This window comes from Brachyspira alvinipulli ATCC 51933 (genome assembly GCF_000518245.1).
Taxonomy (GTDB): domain Bacteria; phylum Spirochaetota; class Brachyspiria; order Brachyspirales; family Brachyspiraceae; genus Brachyspira; species Brachyspira alvinipulli.
The window spans coordinates 373,428-391,340 of record NZ_KI912403.1; the positions used below are offsets into that span (position 1 = coordinate 373,428).

Sequence of the window (17,913 nt, forward strand, 5' to 3'; positions counted from 1 at the left end):
TTAAAAACAACAATTTATAGTGTATTATTTTAACTCTTTTTATATATAAAATCAACATATCATAGAATGTTTATAAATATCTATTGGCAAGATCATGCACAACAGAATGATTAAATGAATGAGACGATTTATTAGCTATTATTTTAGCTTTTATTGGTCTCGATAATATATATAAATCTCCTATTATGTCTAAGATTTTATGTCTTACAAACTCATTATCAAAATGTAATTTAGTATTTATTACTTTTCCATCACATAATAATATATGACTTCCTATCATTCCGCTGCCTGCCATGCCCATCTTTTGAGCATAATCTATGTTATCTATGGTATTAAATGATCTAGCCCTTCCAACTTCTTCCATAAATTGATCAAAGTTTTCAAATTTATATGTATATTGCTGAACTCCTATAGAACCAGCAAAATCAATACGCAAAGTTACTTCAAGTCCATCATAAGGAGAAAGTATAATATAAGTCTCATTATCATTAACATTACCATAAGTTAAAGTTTCATCTATAACTATTGGTTCTATATAATCATCCTGTTCAACAAAACCAGCATCTTTTAAAGCTTCGCAAAAAACTAAGGCAGAACCATCAACATTAGGCACTTCACCATCACATTTAACCAACAAATTTGTTATTCCCATCATATGTAATGCAGCCAAAAAATGCTCAGTTGTTTTTATATATCTATTTCTAGATATCAAAGCAGTAGAATTAACCGCCCCTGATTTATCTTTTGATAAAATATTATCATGAGAAAGTTTTATATGTGTATTGGTATTGATATCAACAAATACTATACCAGTATTTACCTCTGCTGGAACAAGAGTTAAAGCAGTTTTTCTTCCTTCCATTAAAGCAAAACCACTTACAACAACACTTTTAGCTATTGTTCTTTGAGGTACTTTATATCTACATTCATGCTTTTTATTTGAACAAACATTATTATTACTTTCTTCAGAAACATTAATATTATTATTTTCTTTAAAAACCTCATCACAGCTGGATAATAATTTTGAAATACTGATAGGTTTTTCTAAAAAATCATAAGCTCCTATTTTTGTAGCTCTAACTGCTGTTTCGACACCAGCATGTCCACTCATCATAATAACTGTTATAGATGGAAATTTTTCTTTAATATTAGATAATATATCGAGACCATCAACATCAGGAAGCCATACATCTAAAAATACTAAATTTATATTAGTATCATCTAAAATTTTTAATGCTTCATTATAGTTTTTAGCTATATATACATCATAACCTTCATCTTCTAAAATACTTTGACAAGTACTAAGAATATCCTCTTCATCATCTATAATTAATATATTCTGTTTAGTTTTTACATTCTGCATATTAACAATTCTTCCATTTATATAAATATAGTATATTAACAATATAAAATCAATACTAAATTTTATTTATTATCGATAAATATGTGTAATTTTCCTAAAAATATTATTTTAACATATATATAACCTTACAAATAAACAAATAGTTAATAAAATTATAAATTAATATATAAAAAACATTGTGTTTTTTATACTATAATTGTACAATATAGCATATTCAATATATAATTATTTTTTGAGGATATAAAGGTGAAAGATTTACTTATAGAAATATTGGTTGAAGAGATACCTGCAGATTTTGCTTATCCTGCAAGTATAAGTTTTAAAAAGATTATGGAAAATACATTAAAAAACAATGGTGTAAATTTCAAATCTATAGCATCATATACCACTCCAAGAAGATTATCTATTCTTGTTGAAGATGTGGAAGAAAAATCTAAAGATGAAATTATAGAATTCAGAGGTCCACTTTTTGAAAGTGCTGTAAAAGATGGTATTCCTACAAAAGCAGGGGAAGGCTTCTTAAAATCACATAATATTGATGCCAATTTAATAAAAAATATAGATGAAAATGAATCTTTTGACAAACCATATCTAAAAGATGTAAATGGAAAAAAATATATCTTTGTTAAAAAAGAAAAAAAAGGTATAGAAACAAAAAAATTATTTGAAGAAAATCTTGAGGATATAGTTTCTAATATAGATTTTAAAAAGAAAATGAGATGGGCTGATAAAGATTTTGCTTTTGTACGTCCTATTAGAAATGTGCTTGCTTTATTTGGAAATGAAATTATAAAAACTACTGTTGCTGGAATAGAAACTAATAATAAAGTAACAGGACATAGATTATTATCTCCTGAATTTGTAGAAATAAAAAATCCTAAAGATTATGAAAAAACATTACTTGAAAAACATGTAGTAGTTTCAAGAGAGAAAAGATTAGAAAATATAATAAATCAGTTAGAAAGTATTGAAAAAGAACATGGATATGAAGCTGTTTCTAAGAAAAAAGTATCAGAAATAGTTGTAGATTTGGTAGAAGAAGCATATCTTCTTACAGCTGAATTTGATTCTAAATTCTTAGAAGTCCCTAAAGAAGTTCTAACAAGTGAAATGATAGAACATCAAAAGTATTTCCCATTATGCAAAAAAGATGGTTCCCTTACTAACCTATTTGTAATAACAGCTAATCAGCCTAAAACTCCTCAGATAATAGCTGGTAATATAAGAGTGTTAACAGCTAGATTATCAGACGGAAGATTCTTGTATCAGGAAGATATTAAAAAAGGCATGGATGAGATGAATGAAAGACTCGAAATGCTTATGTTTAGAAAAGAACTTGGAAGTGTTTCTGATAAAGTAAAAAGACTTGAGAAAAATTCTGAACTTTTAGTAAAACTCTTAGGTTATGAAAAGTATAAAGAGAATATACTTAAAGCAATTAAGTATATGAAATCAGATTTAGTAAGTAACATGGTTTATAACTTCCCAGAACTTCAAGGTATTATGGGCGGATATTTTGCTAAATCTATGAATCTTAATGATGATATCGCATTAGCTATTAACGAACAATACAGACCTTTATTTGCAACTGATGATATACCTTCAAATGATATTGGTAAAGCTATAGCTATACTTGATAAAATGGATAATATTGTTGCTGGTTTCTATGTTGGAGATATACCTACAGGTTCTCAAGACCCTAACGCTTTAAGAAGACAGGCACTTGGTATTATCAATATACTTACAAAATCTAAAAAGCATGTTAATCTAAAAAAATTAATAGAAGATGCTATCAATTCTATGCCTAAAGATGCAAGAAACAACAAAAGTGAAGATTTAGTTAATGATATATTTGAATTCTTTAAATCACGTTTTGAAAATGATGTTGATTTTGCTAAAGATTCTATAGCTGGAGTTTTATCTACAGGAATAGATGATATGTATGATGCTTACTTAAAAATAGAAGCCATTGATGCATTTAGAAAGAAAAATGAAGAGTTATTCTCTAATCTTCTAGCAGTATTCAAAAGAATTAAGAATATGATTAAATCAGCTAAAGATGTTAATTTAGATGAATCTCTATTAAAAGAAGAGGCAGAAAAATCTCTTTATAACATATATAAAGAAAAATTAAATGAAGTTAATAAACTTATGGAAAATAGAGAATATGAAAAAACATTCGCTCTATTAGCAAGTTTATATGAACCATTAGATAAATTCTTTAAAGATATTATGGTTAATGTAGATGATGAAAAAATCAAAAATAACCGTATAGCTTTACTTTCTTCTGTAGATAAGATTTTTAAGAATATGCTTGATTTCTCTAGTTTGGTAAAATAATATAAATTATAATAGTAATGAGGCTTTATTAATAAAATAATAAAGCCTCATTTTTTATATCAAAAATTAAATTGATCATTCTAAATTATTGTAATTTTAGCTAAATTTAACATTTGTTTCAAAATGAACAATATGTTTGATTTATATAACAAAATAAATCTTATCAAATATGAAATCAATAAAAAACAAAAAATAAATAAATTTTACAATTGTAAAATTTATTACATATACTTATATTATATAACAAATATATTATAATTTTTAAGGAGAACAAAATGAAAAAAGTACTTTTAATCACTTTAATTGTGTCTGCTTTTGTATTTTCATGCGGTAAAACAGATACTGCTGCATCATCGACAACAGATACAGTAACAAATGAAGCTGGAACTATGAATATAGATTTCCAAGCAGTATTTGGAGAAAAAGCTAATGATGATAACAATTTAACACAAAATTCATATTTGAAAGTGTCAGGTACTTATGGAAATATCGATGCAAAAGTTGATGCTGCTACAGGAGCTTCTACTCCAGCAGGAGCTACTAAATCTTGGGATGCATACAGATACCAAAACGGTCAATTTGCTGACAATAAAATAGAACGCGGATTTGGATTCTTTGTATTATACGGCGTGTCACCAGCAAAAACTTACAACTTTGACGGAATGGTTACAGGAACTTCTCAAAAAATCTTAGACGGAACTAACGGACCTATGGTTACAGGTACAGGAGTTACTAAAGATGAAACAGGAGTAATCACTATAAGATATGCTCATGCAGGAGGACCTACTGTTTATCCTTGGGTTTATGAATTAAAATCTGATACTAATGGTATATTTAAAATAGGATATGGTTTAGAAAATAATAAAATGAGTACTTCTCAAATTTCTAATGACACAGATTTTACTAATATACAAATGACAACTGATAAAGCTAAAGACGGCATATCTTATTGGCAAGGTGATTTACAAGGTACTTTTGAAAATGATACTTTAACAATAAAAGGTACATTACAAGAAGTTAAATAAAATAAAAAAATAAAGGGCTTTATTTTGATAAAGCCCTATTATTTATATAATTATAATTGTTTTGTAAACATTATACCATCGCAATAACTTCCATCCTTTAATCTGTATCCATTCTTTATAACACCAGCCTCAGTAATTCCTAAAGAACGATATAATTTAAGTGCTCCTTCATTCAATGAAACAACCCCATTATACTGCAATACTTTAAAGCCAAGGTCTTTACATCTTTTAAAAGAATCAAGTACAAGCTCTCTTCCTATACCCTTTCCTCTCATATCAGCTCTTACACCATAAGTTGTATTGCATATATGAGAACGTCTTCCATAACCATTAGGGTGAATAAGATAATAACCTAAAACTGTATCACCATCCACAGCACATATAACATCTATTTCTTTTTTGAAAAAGGAATATGCCTCATCAAGTTTTAATGGATATTCATCAGGATAAGCAAGAGCAGATTCAACTATTTCATTCCAAATCTTAACAATTTGCTCTACATCTTTTTCCTCATAAGAACGTATAATCATTTAAATACCTCCAAAAATATTAAAATTTAAAATATTGTAATGTATAATAAAATATGATGCATGAAACTATGCATTAATTTGATTGAAAAATATTATAAAAAATCAGTATATTTATAAAAATGTATAATCATACAAAACCAAGCAACACTAAAATTTTAAATGCTTCCAAGCTTCATAAAAATGATGAACAGGACCATGTCCTTTACCTACACTGTCAATTTTAGCTGCCTCTAAAGCATTAAATAGATATACTTTTCCCAATTTTGATGCTTCCAAAGGTGTTTTACCATGAGCAATATAACTGCATATAGCAGCAGAAAGAGTACATCCTGTTCCATGAGTATTTTTTGTATCTATTCTCACTGCATCTAAGAACTCTTTATAATCTTTACTCATAAATAAATCTCTTGAAAGATCTCCTTCTAAATGTCCGCCTTTAAGCATTACATTTTTTGCTCCCATATTAAGTATATCATTGGCAGCATATATCATATCATCATCTGTTTTTATTTTTTTTAATGTCAAATCTTCCGCTTCCGGTATATTAGGAGTAATAATAGTTGATATTGGAATTATATATTTTTTCAAGCTATTAACAGCCTCTTCTAAAAGTAATCTGTCTCCGCTTTTTGCAACCATTACAGGATCAACTATTATTGGTATATTTTTAGCATTCTCATTTAAAAATTTAGCAACTAATTTTATTATATCGCTATTAAAAAGCATTCCAATCTTTATAGCATCAGGTATAATATCATCAAATATACAATAAAGCTGTTCTTCTATTGCCTTTATATCTATTTCATAACAGCTTTTTACACCCTGAGTATTCTGCACAGGTAAAGCAGTTAACACACTCATACCATAACAGCCCAAAGCAGAAAAAGTTTTTAAATCTGCTTGTATACCTGCTCCACCGGAACCATCGAATCCTGCTATAGTTAAAGCTTTTATCATTGCAGTATCCTTTATTTTAATTTTTCCATATATTTATCATATATAAATTTACATATTAATCTTGAATTAAATGCTGATAAATCTGCGTATTCTCCAGTATATTCATTTCCTACTTTTTCAAGTATATTAATAGAAAAAGTAATCTTATAAGAACCTATGGACATTGATGCGTTTTTAATTACATGTCCAATCTCAATATCTGCCTCTTGAGGCGGCATAATAAACTTTAATCCTATAGGCGACATTTCAACTATCATACCATGAAGTATTTGTCTTACTCCATCATGTCTGAATACAATCTTAAAATTATCTAAATCATTTATAACTATATGCTTTAATTTCTTCGGCTTTATATTAGCTTTCTCTAATAGCATATTAAACCTATTCAAAAAATCTTTTTCATTAAATGGTTTTAATAAAAATCCTGAAACCCCTATACGCATCATATTAGAAATAAATTCTTTACTAGGCTCTAGAACATGTATTATTACATGGACACCATCATACCTATCATCCACATAAATTTTTTCAAGTATATCTAATATTTCTGCATCATCCTCATTAGCCTCTATAATAGCTACAGGAAATGGTCTTTTTCCAAACATTGGAAGAATATTTTTTTTATCTTTTACTTCAACTACCTCATAACCTGCTGTTATTAAAATACTGATAAAACTATCTCTTATCTGTGAAGATGAATCATAAACTAATACTCTCATAAAATTATACCTAGAATTAATTATAATATTTAGTAATATTATAATATAGAAACAATTAAAATCAATAATATATAAAATTTTAATATTCCTAAACTTATACTTCTAATAAAAATAATATTAAAAAAAGTTGTTTTTTTTCTTTAATTATATATAATTAAAGAATGAAGATTTCAGGATATAATTTATTTCCTCCGCTGCTTGGACATATAAAAAATTGGTACAGCCATATTGATAGAATAAAAAATATGGGCTTTGAATGGATTTATATAAACCCTATCACATATACAGGTTTCAGCGGAAGTTTATATGCCACTAAATACTATTATCAATATAATCCAGCCTTTTTTACAAGTTCTAATCAAATTGAAGCAGAAAATGAATTAAAAGAATTTATAAAATACTGCAATGATAATAATATAAAAATTATGATGGATCTTTTAATTAATCATTCTTCTAAAGACTGCAGCCTTGTTCAAGAACATTTTGAATGGTATAAAACTAAAGACGGAGTATTGCAATCGCCTGGAGCTTGGGATAATGGAAAATGGATTGAATGGGGAGATTTGGCCAGTTTTAATAATAATGCAGATCCTAGCAAAGAAGAAGAAAAAGAAAATAGTACCGATAATGATAAAGAAGATGAGGAAGATATTATAATAGAAAAAATAATTAATCCTATATGGTTTTATTGGAATGATCTTATAAAACATAATTTAGATTTGGGATTCAGCGGCTTCAGATGCGATGCTGCTTATAAAGTGCCTAAAGAATTATGGAAATATTTAATAGATAATGCTAAAAAAATCAATAATGAAGCAATATTCTTTGCTGAAAGTTTAGGATGCTCTATAAAAGATACTAAAAACCTTATAAATGCCGGATTCGATTATATAGCAAGCAGTGCTAAATGGTGGGATTATGAAGGAGAATGGTTTATAGAGCAATATGATTTAGCTAGAAAAAGAACCAAACAAATAGCATTTCCTAGTAATCATGATACAAGAAGGCTTATAGAAGAATATGACGGCAATATATGGAGATTGAAACAAACATTCCTATTCACTGCAATAGTATGCGATATGTGGATGATAACCACTGGCGATGAATACGGTTTTATAAATAGATGCGATGTTGTGGGCGGAAATGAAAAAGACTATGAAAATATTAATTATGATTTGACTGAATATATAAAAAATATGACTAGTTATGTAAAAAATAATAATATACTTGCTAATTGCGGAAAAATAGTATCTTTGGATATAGAAGAAAATAAAAAATTAGAAGAATTAAAAAAAGAATGCGAAAATAATCAATCTCAAGAATGCCATAATGATAATGAAAAAGAAAACGATAATAAAAAGGATCCTTTTAGGAAATTTTACAAATATAGTTTAGATGGTAATGATAAACTTTTAATTATAGTAAATATAACCGATAAAAAAGAAAAATTGGATACTTCAAAATATGAAATAAGGAGCGATATATCTTTAGACAATAGAGTAGAAGATATAACAGAAACTATTGAAATATTACCTTACCAATTAAAAATATTTACAACTAGAGAAAGAGCATATTGGGTGTAGAAAGCAGATAGTTACAAGGTGTTTTATTATGGAAAAGAGAAAATCTATAGACAGTTTTTTTTTAGATCTATCTATGGGGCTACTTTGGGCAGAAAATACTAATGAAATAGATAGAGTTGTAGATTTGTTTTTAGAAAAAACTTGTCAATATTACGGTTTCGACTGCGGAGAAGTGTATTTCCCTAAAGGAGATTATCTAATTTTAAGAGGGGTATATGGTATTGACAGATACTATGTATGTAAAGTAGATTTTCCAATAGAAGCCAGTCATTGTAAAGAAATATTATATGAACAGCAAATATATATAGGAGCAAATATTAATCATACTGATATGGAAGTATTTTCAAATTATTCATCGATATTTGTACTTCCTATATTTTTTTATGCTAAGCCTATAGGTGTAGTAGCTTTTAGAAATAAAGAAAATAAAATAGATTTTTACAACAGCATAGTAGATGAAGTAAAAAATGTTATAGGTCATTTTGCTGTATATGCTAATAATGTACTTCAAAATGTAACATATCAGGAAAGAGATAAACAATTAAAATTGCTTAGAGAATTGTATATAAAATTAAGCGATGTTGATTATTTTGAGGACAATTTAACTCAATTAGCATATGATATAGCAAACATATTTACAGCAAGTAAGGCATTTATAAGACTTAGAGATGAAAATGATAATTTGTATACTAGGTCAAGTTATGGTTTTCCGGATGATTTTGACTATTCTATTTTTGATGATAAAAAATATATATATCAATATCTAGATAATAATATTTATTATATAAACAATGCCTCAACACATGAAGACTATAGAAGATTTAAGGGAATAATAAACAGATCTATATTATTTAATAGTATACCCGTCAAAAGAGGATGTATAGGCTATATAGCCGTCATAGATAAAATACCTGATGCGGTAAATCCATTAGGAGATTTTGATAATAATGATTTGAATTTATTTAACCCGCTTTTCACAAATATATCAAGCAGAATGTCAGAACATTACAATCTTATAGAATTAAGCAAAGCAAATGAAAAAAACACCAAACATATGTCGCGTTTAAATACATTATACGACATAAGCAACATTTTATTAGAGCGTTCTAAAACTGAAGATATATTATTTTTACTTCTTACAATAGCAACAATAGGAGATGTATTTGCTTTTAATAGGGCATTTGCATTTCTTTATGACAAAGAATTTAATGTATTTAGAGGGCGTATGTGTGTTGCTCCAAAAAATGCAGATGACGCAGGAATGATATGGAGAAATATGCAAAATATGGATAAGTATGCCCTTAGAGAAAAATTAATGCTTTCATTTGATAAAAGAAGTTTAGAAGATTCATGGGATTTAAATCAGAAATTTTTAAATACTGTTATACCTAATAATAAAAACTGCAAATTATTTTTTGATGTATTTAATAATAAAAACAATATAAATGTAAAAGATATAGATAGCAGCAGCGAAGAAATAAATCAAATAAAAAAATATACCGATATATTTGGCGACCATCCATTTGCAATAATACCAATAATGAATTCTATAAATTGTATTGGAATGGTAGTGGTAGATAATCCATATAATGGAAAACCAATACCTGAAGACGATTTGGACTACCTAAGAATGTTTGGAAGGCAGGCTGCCGTAGCATTAGAATATTCTTCTCTTTATAATGAAATAGAAAAAAATAATAATGCACTTAAAGCAGCACAAAAAAGTTTATTAGATGTAAAAAGTTTAGCTATAATAGGAGAAATGAGTTCATCTATGGCTCATAATTTAAGAAATTTCATAGTTCCTATAGCAGGATTTGCCAACAGACTTGTAAAGGTAAGCAAAGATGAAACTATAAAAAATTATGCTCAGATAATTGCAAATGAGGTTGAAAATTTAGAAAATTATCTAAGAAGAAACTTATCATTTGCTAAAAGCATTAATTTAGAATTGGATAATATCAATATTGAAGATATGATAAAATATTTAACTATTTTAGCAAAAGAATACATAAAAAAGAGCGGCAAAAATATAAAATTCTATGCTGTGAAAGTTACAAAAGAAAATATAGTAAAGTGGGATTATGGCAAAATGAATGATGTTATATCCAATCTTATAATTAATGCTATAGATGCTATAAATGACAGCGAAGAAGATTCTATTATCAGTGTTATATTTAATGATAATGCATATAAAGAATCTATGATAGATATAATAGTTGAAAATACCAATTCATACATAGAACCTGAATTGGCTGATAAAATATTCACTCCGTTTTTTACAACAAAAAGCCATGGTGTAGGAATAGGTTTAGCAATATCCAAAAGGATAGTAGAAGCACATGGCGGAAGTATGATGGTAAAAAGTGTAAATAGCTGTTTTAAGGTAACAACATTTTTTGTTTCTATACCAATAAGTTTAAATAATTAATCATCATTTTCCGACAATTATTGGGGAGAGTTTTTATTATGGCAAAAATAAGCGAAGCTGCTAAAGCAGAATGTACAAGGATGCAAAATAAATATAAAGATTTGCTTGCTGGTACTGAAGAGCTTTTAGCAAAAGTTGAAAAAGATTTATTATCTATAGAAGATCCGTTTGAAGCATCAAGAAAAAAAATCGATGCTGCCATACTTTATATTAGAGCATCTTCTTTTATTGCAACAATATGCTATATTGCTATAGAATACATAGAAGTACGTTCTGATAATCAATTAAATGATGGTAGAAGATATATTAATAAAGCAATAATGCTGTTAGAAGAAGTATTCGGCAATCATACAGATGACTCTTTATCTTTAAATGAAGAAATACATGAATATTTAAAAGATAAATTAACAGATGAATGGAGATATAAATTTATTTGTTCATTTGGATATGTTATAGATTATTTCAAATACTGCTATGGAGAAAACTCGAAATGGCTTCAAAACTTTATTGAAATAGAAGGCAGATTTGCAATACTAGCAAAAAATATGATAGATTTCAAAAATTACATAAAAGAATTGAGTCCTGAATTAGAAGGATATAAATTCAGAGTAAAAATGATGGAGCTTGTAAAAACTTTATTAGCTGCCGCTGCTGAACAATACAGAATTAAATACGAATTACAGGATAAAAGATTAGATGATATAAAAATAGCATTAAATATCATTGCTTCCCTTAGAAGAATACATGTTTATTTAAATGAAGTAGAAGAATCTGAAGAGAAGAAGAAAATGTATGACCTTTGGAAGAAAAAAATGGATGCCGATATAAAGAAAATGAAATAAATTAATCCATTTCTACTCTATCTATTATACTTCTGGCCAAAGACCTTGAATCAGCATTTTCTATGTCGCTGGATAAAGAAATTCCATAAGTAATACGTGTAATTTTACCATTAAAATTATTATCTTTTAAAACCTTATGTATATATGATGCTGTTGTATCAGCTTCTAACGAGGCACTAAATGCTATCATTATTTCATCAATTATATTGTTATTAATACGTTCTATAAGTTCTTTTATTCTTATATCACTTATACCAATACCTTTAAGAGGTGCTATAAGACCTCCTAATACATGATAAACACCATTATATTCCTCTGTTTTTTCTATAGCAAGCATATCCGGATAATTTTCAACAATGCATATTTTTCTATGATCTCTATTTTCATTTGCACAAATATAACATATATCTTCTTCGCTCAAGCTATAACATTGAGTACATAATTTTATATTATCATGCAATGTTAATAAAGTATTAGCAAACTCTTTTAAATACTCTTCATCGCAATCAAACAGATATAATGCAAGACGCATAGCCGTTCTTCCGCCTATACCTGGAAGCCTTGATATTATTTGATTGAGTTTATCCAAAGATGGAATATTATTCAAATTTTAATCCTTATCATCATCTTTATCATTATTATTATTCATATTGTTCATCATGTCATTCATTTTTGAAATCATATCTGGTGTTATAGAATCTAGAGATATATTGAGTTTACCATCTTTATATTCTACAGAAGTCATTTTACTTATATCACTGAACATTTTATTCATCTCTCCCCAATTCATATTGAATGGGTTAATATTATCTCTAGCATTTTTATTAATATGCTCAGGCTCATCATCATCATTATGTTTTAATTCTTTTACTTTTGAAACCGCCTCATTAATACTTGAAGTTATCATTTCTTCCAATAGTTCTTTTTGATCCTTAGTTAATAAGCTTTCATCTATATTTAAACTTAATATATTAAAAGATTTATCCATAGTTAAAGAAATCAAATTACCAGCAGAACTATATTTAATAGTATTTTCACTCATATAAAAACTCCACATATTTTTTATTAATAATACATTCTTTTTAATAATTTATCAATCAAATTTACATTTATATATTTGACTTTTTTGGATGATGTAGTATCATAAATACAAGTTGGTTATGAATTATCTTATATTGGATTAATTTAATGAAAAAATTTATTTTATTATTTATAATTTTATTTGCCAGTGTCCTATTTCCTCAAGAAATAGGTGAAAAATATCAAAAAGAAAATATAGCTGTATTTGAAATACAAGACCCATCAGGAGCATATGGTAAAGGCTTAGGTAAAAAATTAACAGCATTAATAGAAAATGCTCTTACTAGAATGGGAAGATTCAATGTTGTAGACAGACAAAATTTAGATAAATATTTAAAAGAAATGGAACTTCAATTAACAGGCATAACTGATAAGCAAGTTATTGAAGTAGGAAAAATATATGGATATTCTAAGGCTATTATAGGAAAGTTAACATCAGCAAATGTAACTTATGATTATGACAGCTATGAAGGAACAGGTGTCATATATGGTGATGTAGAATTAGTATTGCAAATAGTAGATGTTGAAACCACTAAAATATTAACTTCTTCAAGATTAAAAGGTACAAGCTATTACAGCGTTTCAAGCTATCCATCCTATGCTTTAAGAGAAGCTGCAATTAATGATGCTATTAACGATTTAGTCGGAAAAGTAGAAACTAAAATGAGAAATACATTTAAAATAACAATAAAGATTGCAGATATAAGCGATGGAAATGTTATATTATTGGCAGGAAAAACTCATGGTGTAGATAAAAAAACAAGATTTAAAGTATATTCTCAAAAAGATGACATAGTGCTTCCATCCGGAACTACAATAAAAGGCGGATATAAATATAAAGGAACTTTGAGAATAAAAGAACTAGGAAGTGAATATTCAATAGCCAAAATTACAAGAGGAAATAGTATAGAAATTGGAGACATAGCAAGAGAAACATATATAGGTGATTTTGGAATAGGCATAGCATTAAATTATGCTTCATACAATATAAAACCATTTGAAAAAACATATCAAAGTCCAATAAAGCCTAATGAGGGAAAATTAAGAATATTATTAAATAAAAATGAATATGCTTTAGGATTGCATTTAAAAATAGGATATAACGGAGAATTATTTTCACCTAATTTAAGTGTCGGTATACTTTTCGGTGATTTTCTAAAAAGCAGTTATGGTGTAGATACTAGATTTAATTTTGATATTAATATAAATCTTTATAAAGAAGTGCTAAGGCTTGTAATATCTCCATATATAGGAATGGGTATAACATTTACAACTATAGGAGAAATATACGGCGGAAATTATTATACAGATAATTACAGTTATTTATTAAACGGCAGTAAAATTGAATCCAGAGATATTATGTTTGGTATAGGAGCGATAGCTTCTTTACAGTATAATATTACTGATACTATAGGAGTTAATTTTGGTGTTGGATATAGATTTTATACCGATCCTATTAATTTAGGTGTTTATAGTGATGGAAATGAATTTACTTTGCCAGAAAAAATTAAGACAGTTAATCTTACAGGTTTAGAATTTACTTTAGGAGCGTATTTTATTTTATAATGTATAGGTTGTTTAATATATTAGTAATTTCAATTTGTTTATTTTCAAATACAGTTTTTGGGGCATTTTATTTTTCTGATATTACAAAGGAATATGAAACTAATGCCTCACAAGAGCAAAAGGAAGTAATAGAAACTCAAGAAGAACTTAAATCTGAATATAATATTGATACAAACAATATGAATTCTTTTTTTATGATGGATGGAAATAATATTATAAGTCAAAGCGGTGTAACAAGTTCTCCTGTACTACCTGAAGAATCTTTTAAAAGTAATCCGTTTAGATATACAGAAGTCACTTTTATACTTACTGCATTTTTCTCCTATACTTATGCCACTTATTTAGTATTCGGATTAGAAAGTTTAGAAAATGCTAATGTAGCACCATCAACCACTGGAAGAAACAGATATAAATCTTTGTGGATATCCCCTACTCTATTTGAAATAACGGCAGCTGTTTTCTGCGGTGCCGCTGTAGCTTATGATAGTTACCAAAGAGTATTTGGTAAAAATAAAGATGGATTTAGTTGGCATTTTATGCCTTATTATGAACCTGTAACTAAAGACGGCGGATTTTTGTTATCATTAAGTCACCCATTATGATGAACAGGTTTTTTCCTTCTTATAAGTTTTGGAAGTAAATTTTTATTTAATAATATTAAATAGAATACAAAGCATAATGCTATTAAAAATGCTAATATTAAAGCACCTCTTATATTTATATAATTATCATTCTCACTATTTGAATGAGAATATGACATTGAAGGCTTTTCACTTTCTTCTGTATCATCTTTAATTATTTTTATTATTTTTTCATTTTTAGCTTCATCCAAATAGCCAAAAGTTTTTGCATAAGAAAGTATATATTCTTTATCGTTTTTTAATCTTTCTATATTATTTGATATTTGGGTTTTTCTTCTATTTAACTCTTCTATCTTTTCTTTTTTATTGTCTATTAAGACCTTTTTAGAATCTAATGTAAGAAAGCCTTTTGAACTGAAAACAAAAATATATATTGTAAAAAGAATACATGCCAATATAAAAAAATAAAAAATTTTGGAACTAATTCTTATATTAAAATACATAAACATATAACCTTTTCAAATATGAGTATATTATCGGATGCAATTTCTTAAAATTAATATGCCAGCTTATAAAACCATATCGTATATTTATATACTGTATTATTTTATAATAACAATATTTTTTATAAAAACAATTCTAATATATGGATATTATTATCAATAAAATAAAAAGCCATAATAAAGATCATTATGGCTTTAATTATTATTTAATATATTTGTTTTGTTTTCGCTATTACCAACTCTCTTACACATATATCCTGAGGCATATTATAGGCAAATTCTATACAATTAACTATATCAGTTGCATTTAAGCCATTACCTATGCTTTTTTTCCATTCAATATAATTAGCTTTTATAGATTCATTCGTTGTATGATCTAAAAGATGAGTTTCAACAACACCAGGAGCTACAACAATCACTCTTACATTTTTATCTGCAACTTCTTCTCTTATACTCTCTGTTATTGCATGTACTGCAAATTTAGTTCCGCAATATATTCCATGATTTTTAAATGTTTTTCTTCCAGCTATTGAACTTATATTTATAATAGTGCCTTCATTTCTTTTTACCATATCTGGAAGTATAACATTTGTGGTTGTTAATATTCCGTTGATATTAACATCTATCATATTTTTCCATTCTTCATAGCTTTGCTTATCTATATTACTAAGAAGCATTACACCAGCACAGTTTATAAGCAAATCTGTTTTTCCATATTTATCTTCAGCCATTTTTACAGCTGATTTTACTTCTTCTAAATTTGTAACATCAACTTTAGCACTAATAGAATTAGACAAATTCAAGTTATCCATAATATCCTTTCTTCTTAACATTAAAAGTGTTGGATATCCATTTTGTGAAAATCTTTTTGCTATCTCCATTCCTATTCCAGAACTAGCTCCTGTAATTGCTACTAATTTTTTCATATAAAAAACTCCTTTATAAAAAATAATTATGGCTTATAATACATTAATAAATTAGTTATACAAGAACGGAAATAATTGTTATTAAGTAACATTAATTTCACTATAAAAATAATAGGATTCACTTATGAAAAAAATTAAAGTAGCATCAGAAATAGGAATAACACTTTATATGATAGGAGGAAAATACAAGCCTCTTATACTAAATTATCTTATAGAAAATAAAACAAAAAGATTTAATGAAATGCTGCGTTATATGAAACCTATATCACAAAGAACATTAACTAATCAGCTTAGAGAGTTAGAAGAAGACGGACTCATTAACAGAAAAGTATATCCGGAAATACCGCCAAAGGTAGAATATTCTGTTACAAAGAAAGGAAAATCATTATCAAAAATATTAGAAGCTATGTGTGAATGGGGTGAGAAAAATATCGATGAAAGATTTGAAATAACTAATCCGCAATGTTTAGATTAATTTTCACAAAAAATATTGTATTATTTATTTAATAATATATAATGTAAAAATGAATATTCAATATATTTGTACTAATCTAGGTTTGAATCTACAAGCCAAGCCAAGCCAAGCCAAGCCAAGCCAAGCCAAGCCAAGCCAACTAATACAATAATCTTTATTTTTAAAAATTACATAAACCTAACAATCAATGTTAGGGTTTTTTATTTAAAAAATTGTTATAGGAGGAATTATGGATATTAAAACTATTAATAATTTTTTATGGTGGGTTCCATTTAAAGAAATAAGAAAATATTTATAAAATGCCGTTGGGGAAAATATTTCTTTGAATAGGAATTATTCATTTTTAAAAAAAATTATAGAAAAAAACAATAATATAAAATTTAAAAGTCAATTTGATCAAGATCTTTTAGCATATTCATATTTTAATGGTAAAAGAAATGATTTTTTTGTAGATATAGGTGCTCATAATGGAGAATGGATAAATAATACTTATATTTTTGAACAATTAGGTTGGAATGGTATTTGTGTGGAAGCAGATCCTGATAATTTTGAACTGTTAAAGAAAAATAGGAAATGCTATACATATAATTTTGCAATTGATAGTGAAAATTCTGATAATATAAAATTTATCAAATCTAAAGTGGATGCTTTAAATGTTTTAGAGAAACATTGTTCAGAAGAACATGCTAAAAGAATAAAATCTGAAGCCAAAATAGATAATTTAGAATATGTGAATATTAAATCTATTACTTTTAATGATTTAATGAAAAAGTATCATAGTGAAATAAAGCATATAGATTTTTTATCTATTGATATTGAAGGCGGAGAACTAGATATATTAAAAACTATAGATTTTTACACTTATACTTTTGATCTTTTAACTATTGAAAATAATGAAAAAGAAAATGTATTAATTGATTTTATGAAAACGAAAGGATATAAAGTATTAATCGATATAGGTTGTGATATATTATTTGTAAAAGAATAATATT

17 protein-coding genes are annotated in these 17,913 nt (G+C 26.9%); 9 read left to right on the forward strand and 8 right to left on the reverse strand.

Annotated features, from left to right (window positions below; translation table 11 throughout):
- Window positions 1-70: 70 nt before the first annotated feature.
- Window positions 71-1,363 carry a UDP-3-O-acyl-N-acetylglucosamine deacetylase gene (gene lpxC / locus T324_RS0109195; RefSeq protein WP_028329979.1) on the reverse strand — a complete coding sequence of 431 codons (1,293 nt, stop codon included), beginning with the start codon at window positions 1,361-1,363 and terminating at the stop codon, window positions 71-73.
- Window positions 1,364-1,609: 246 nt separating this feature from the next.
- Between lpxC and glyS the strand changes: the two genes are divergently transcribed.
- Complete coding sequence (gene glyS / locus T324_RS0109200; protein WP_028329980.1) at window positions 1,610-3,703, forward strand: glycine--tRNA ligase subunit beta; 2,094 nt, start codon at window positions 1,610-1,612, stop codon at window positions 3,701-3,703.
- Between the two features lie 275 nt (window positions 3,704-3,978).
- The gene (locus T324_RS0109205; protein ID WP_028329981.1) at window positions 3,979-4,728 is read left to right on the forward strand and encodes a hypothetical protein; all 750 of its coding nucleotides are present in this window, start codon (window positions 3,979-3,981) and stop codon (window positions 4,726-4,728) included.
- 50 nt (window positions 4,729-4,778) lie between these two features.
- On the opposite strand, the gene T324_RS0109210 is transcribed toward T324_RS0109205, so the two are convergent.
- The 3 genes from T324_RS0109210 to T324_RS0109220 form a co-directional block, all read right to left on the reverse strand.
- Entirely contained in the window at window positions 4,779-5,258 is a 480-nt protein-coding gene (locus T324_RS0109210) for a GNAT family N-acetyltransferase (protein WP_028329982.1), read from the reverse strand.
- Between the two features lie 147 nt (window positions 5,259-5,405).
- Window positions 5,406-6,215: a bifunctional hydroxymethylpyrimidine kinase/phosphomethylpyrimidine kinase gene (thiD, locus tag T324_RS0109215; protein ID WP_028329983.1), complete on the reverse strand. Its 810-nt coding sequence runs from the start codon at window positions 6,213-6,215 to the stop codon at window positions 5,406-5,408.
- Window positions 6,216-6,226: 11 nt separating this feature from the next.
- Window positions 6,227-6,934, reverse strand: coding sequence for a response regulator (locus tag T324_RS0109220; protein WP_028329984.1), 708 nt, complete (start codon window positions 6,932-6,934; stop codon window positions 6,227-6,229).
- A 161-nt stretch (window positions 6,935-7,095) separates the two neighbouring features.
- Between T324_RS0109220 and T324_RS0109225 the strand changes: the two genes are divergently transcribed.
- Genes T324_RS0109225 through T324_RS0109235 form a run of 3 tightly spaced genes read left to right on the forward strand, consistent with a single transcriptional unit; the run spans window position 7,096 to window position 11,790 of the window.
- Window positions 7,096-8,517: an alpha-amylase family glycosyl hydrolase gene (locus tag T324_RS0109225; protein ID WP_028329985.1), complete on the forward strand. Its 1,422-nt coding sequence runs from the start codon at window positions 7,096-7,098 to the stop codon at window positions 8,515-8,517.
- Between the two features lie 28 nt (window positions 8,518-8,545).
- The gene (locus T324_RS0109230) at window positions 8,546-10,948 is read left to right on the forward strand and encodes a sensor histidine kinase (protein ID WP_028329986.1); all 2,403 of its coding nucleotides are present in this window, start codon (window positions 8,546-8,548) and stop codon (window positions 10,946-10,948) included.
- A gap of 38 nt (window positions 10,949-10,986) precedes the next feature.
- Window positions 10,987-11,790 (forward strand): hypothetical protein, encoded by an 804-nt coding sequence (locus T324_RS0109235; protein WP_028329987.1) that lies wholly within the window; start codon window positions 10,987-10,989, stop codon window positions 11,788-11,790.
- A 1-nt stretch (window position 11,791) separates the two neighbouring features.
- Here T324_RS0109235 and recR read toward each other — a convergent pair whose 3' ends face one another.
- Together recR and T324_RS0109245 are read right to left on the reverse strand one after the other, a co-directional pair.
- The gene (recR, locus tag T324_RS0109240) at window positions 11,792-12,397 is read right to left on the reverse strand and encodes a recombination mediator RecR (RefSeq protein ID WP_028329988.1); all 606 of its coding nucleotides are present in this window, start codon (window positions 12,395-12,397) and stop codon (window positions 11,792-11,794) included.
- A gap of 3 nt (window positions 12,398-12,400) precedes the next feature.
- Window positions 12,401-12,832, reverse strand: coding sequence for a YbaB/EbfC family nucleoid-associated protein (locus T324_RS0109245; RefSeq protein WP_028329989.1), 432 nt, complete (start codon window positions 12,830-12,832; stop codon window positions 12,401-12,403).
- A gap of 146 nt (window positions 12,833-12,978) precedes the next feature.
- Here T324_RS0109245 and T324_RS0109250 point away from each other — a divergent pair, with 146 nt between their 5' ends.
- Together T324_RS0109250 and T324_RS0109255 are read left to right on the forward strand one after the other, a co-directional pair.
- Complete coding sequence (locus tag T324_RS0109250; RefSeq protein WP_028329990.1) at window positions 12,979-14,436, forward strand: CsgG/HfaB family protein; 1,458 nt, start codon at window positions 12,979-12,981, stop codon at window positions 14,434-14,436.
- On the forward strand, window positions 14,436-15,038 hold the full coding sequence (locus tag T324_RS0109255) for a hypothetical protein (RefSeq protein ID WP_038375162.1): 603 nt from the start codon (window positions 14,436-14,438) through the stop codon (window positions 15,036-15,038). Before T324_RS0109250 ends, T324_RS0109255 begins: the two co-directional genes overlap by 1 nt.
- Here T324_RS0109255 and T324_RS0109260 read toward each other — a convergent pair.
- On the reverse strand, window positions 15,026-15,520 hold the full coding sequence (locus T324_RS0109260; RefSeq protein WP_028329992.1) for an FtsB family cell division protein: 495 nt from the start codon (window positions 15,518-15,520) through the stop codon (window positions 15,026-15,028). The two genes, T324_RS0109255 and T324_RS0109260, sit on opposite strands and share 13 nt — an antisense overlap.
- Before the next feature lie 206 nt (window positions 15,521-15,726).
- Window positions 15,727-16,446, reverse strand: coding sequence for an SDR family oxidoreductase (locus T324_RS0109265; protein ID WP_028329993.1), 720 nt, complete (start codon window positions 16,444-16,446; stop codon window positions 15,727-15,729).
- Between the two features lie 124 nt (window positions 16,447-16,570).
- Between T324_RS0109265 and T324_RS0109270 the strand changes: the two genes are divergently transcribed.
- Together T324_RS0109270 and T324_RS17090 are read left to right on the forward strand one after the other, a co-directional pair.
- Window positions 16,571-16,921 (forward strand): winged helix-turn-helix transcriptional regulator, encoded by a 351-nt coding sequence (locus tag T324_RS0109270; protein ID WP_028329994.1) that lies wholly within the window; start codon window positions 16,571-16,573, stop codon window positions 16,919-16,921.
- A gap of 322 nt (window positions 16,922-17,243) precedes the next feature.
- Complete coding sequence (locus T324_RS17090; protein WP_038375165.1) at window positions 17,244-17,909, forward strand: FkbM family methyltransferase; 666 nt, start codon at window positions 17,244-17,246, stop codon at window positions 17,907-17,909.
- The last annotated feature ends 4 nt before the right edge of the window (window positions 17,910-17,913 follow it).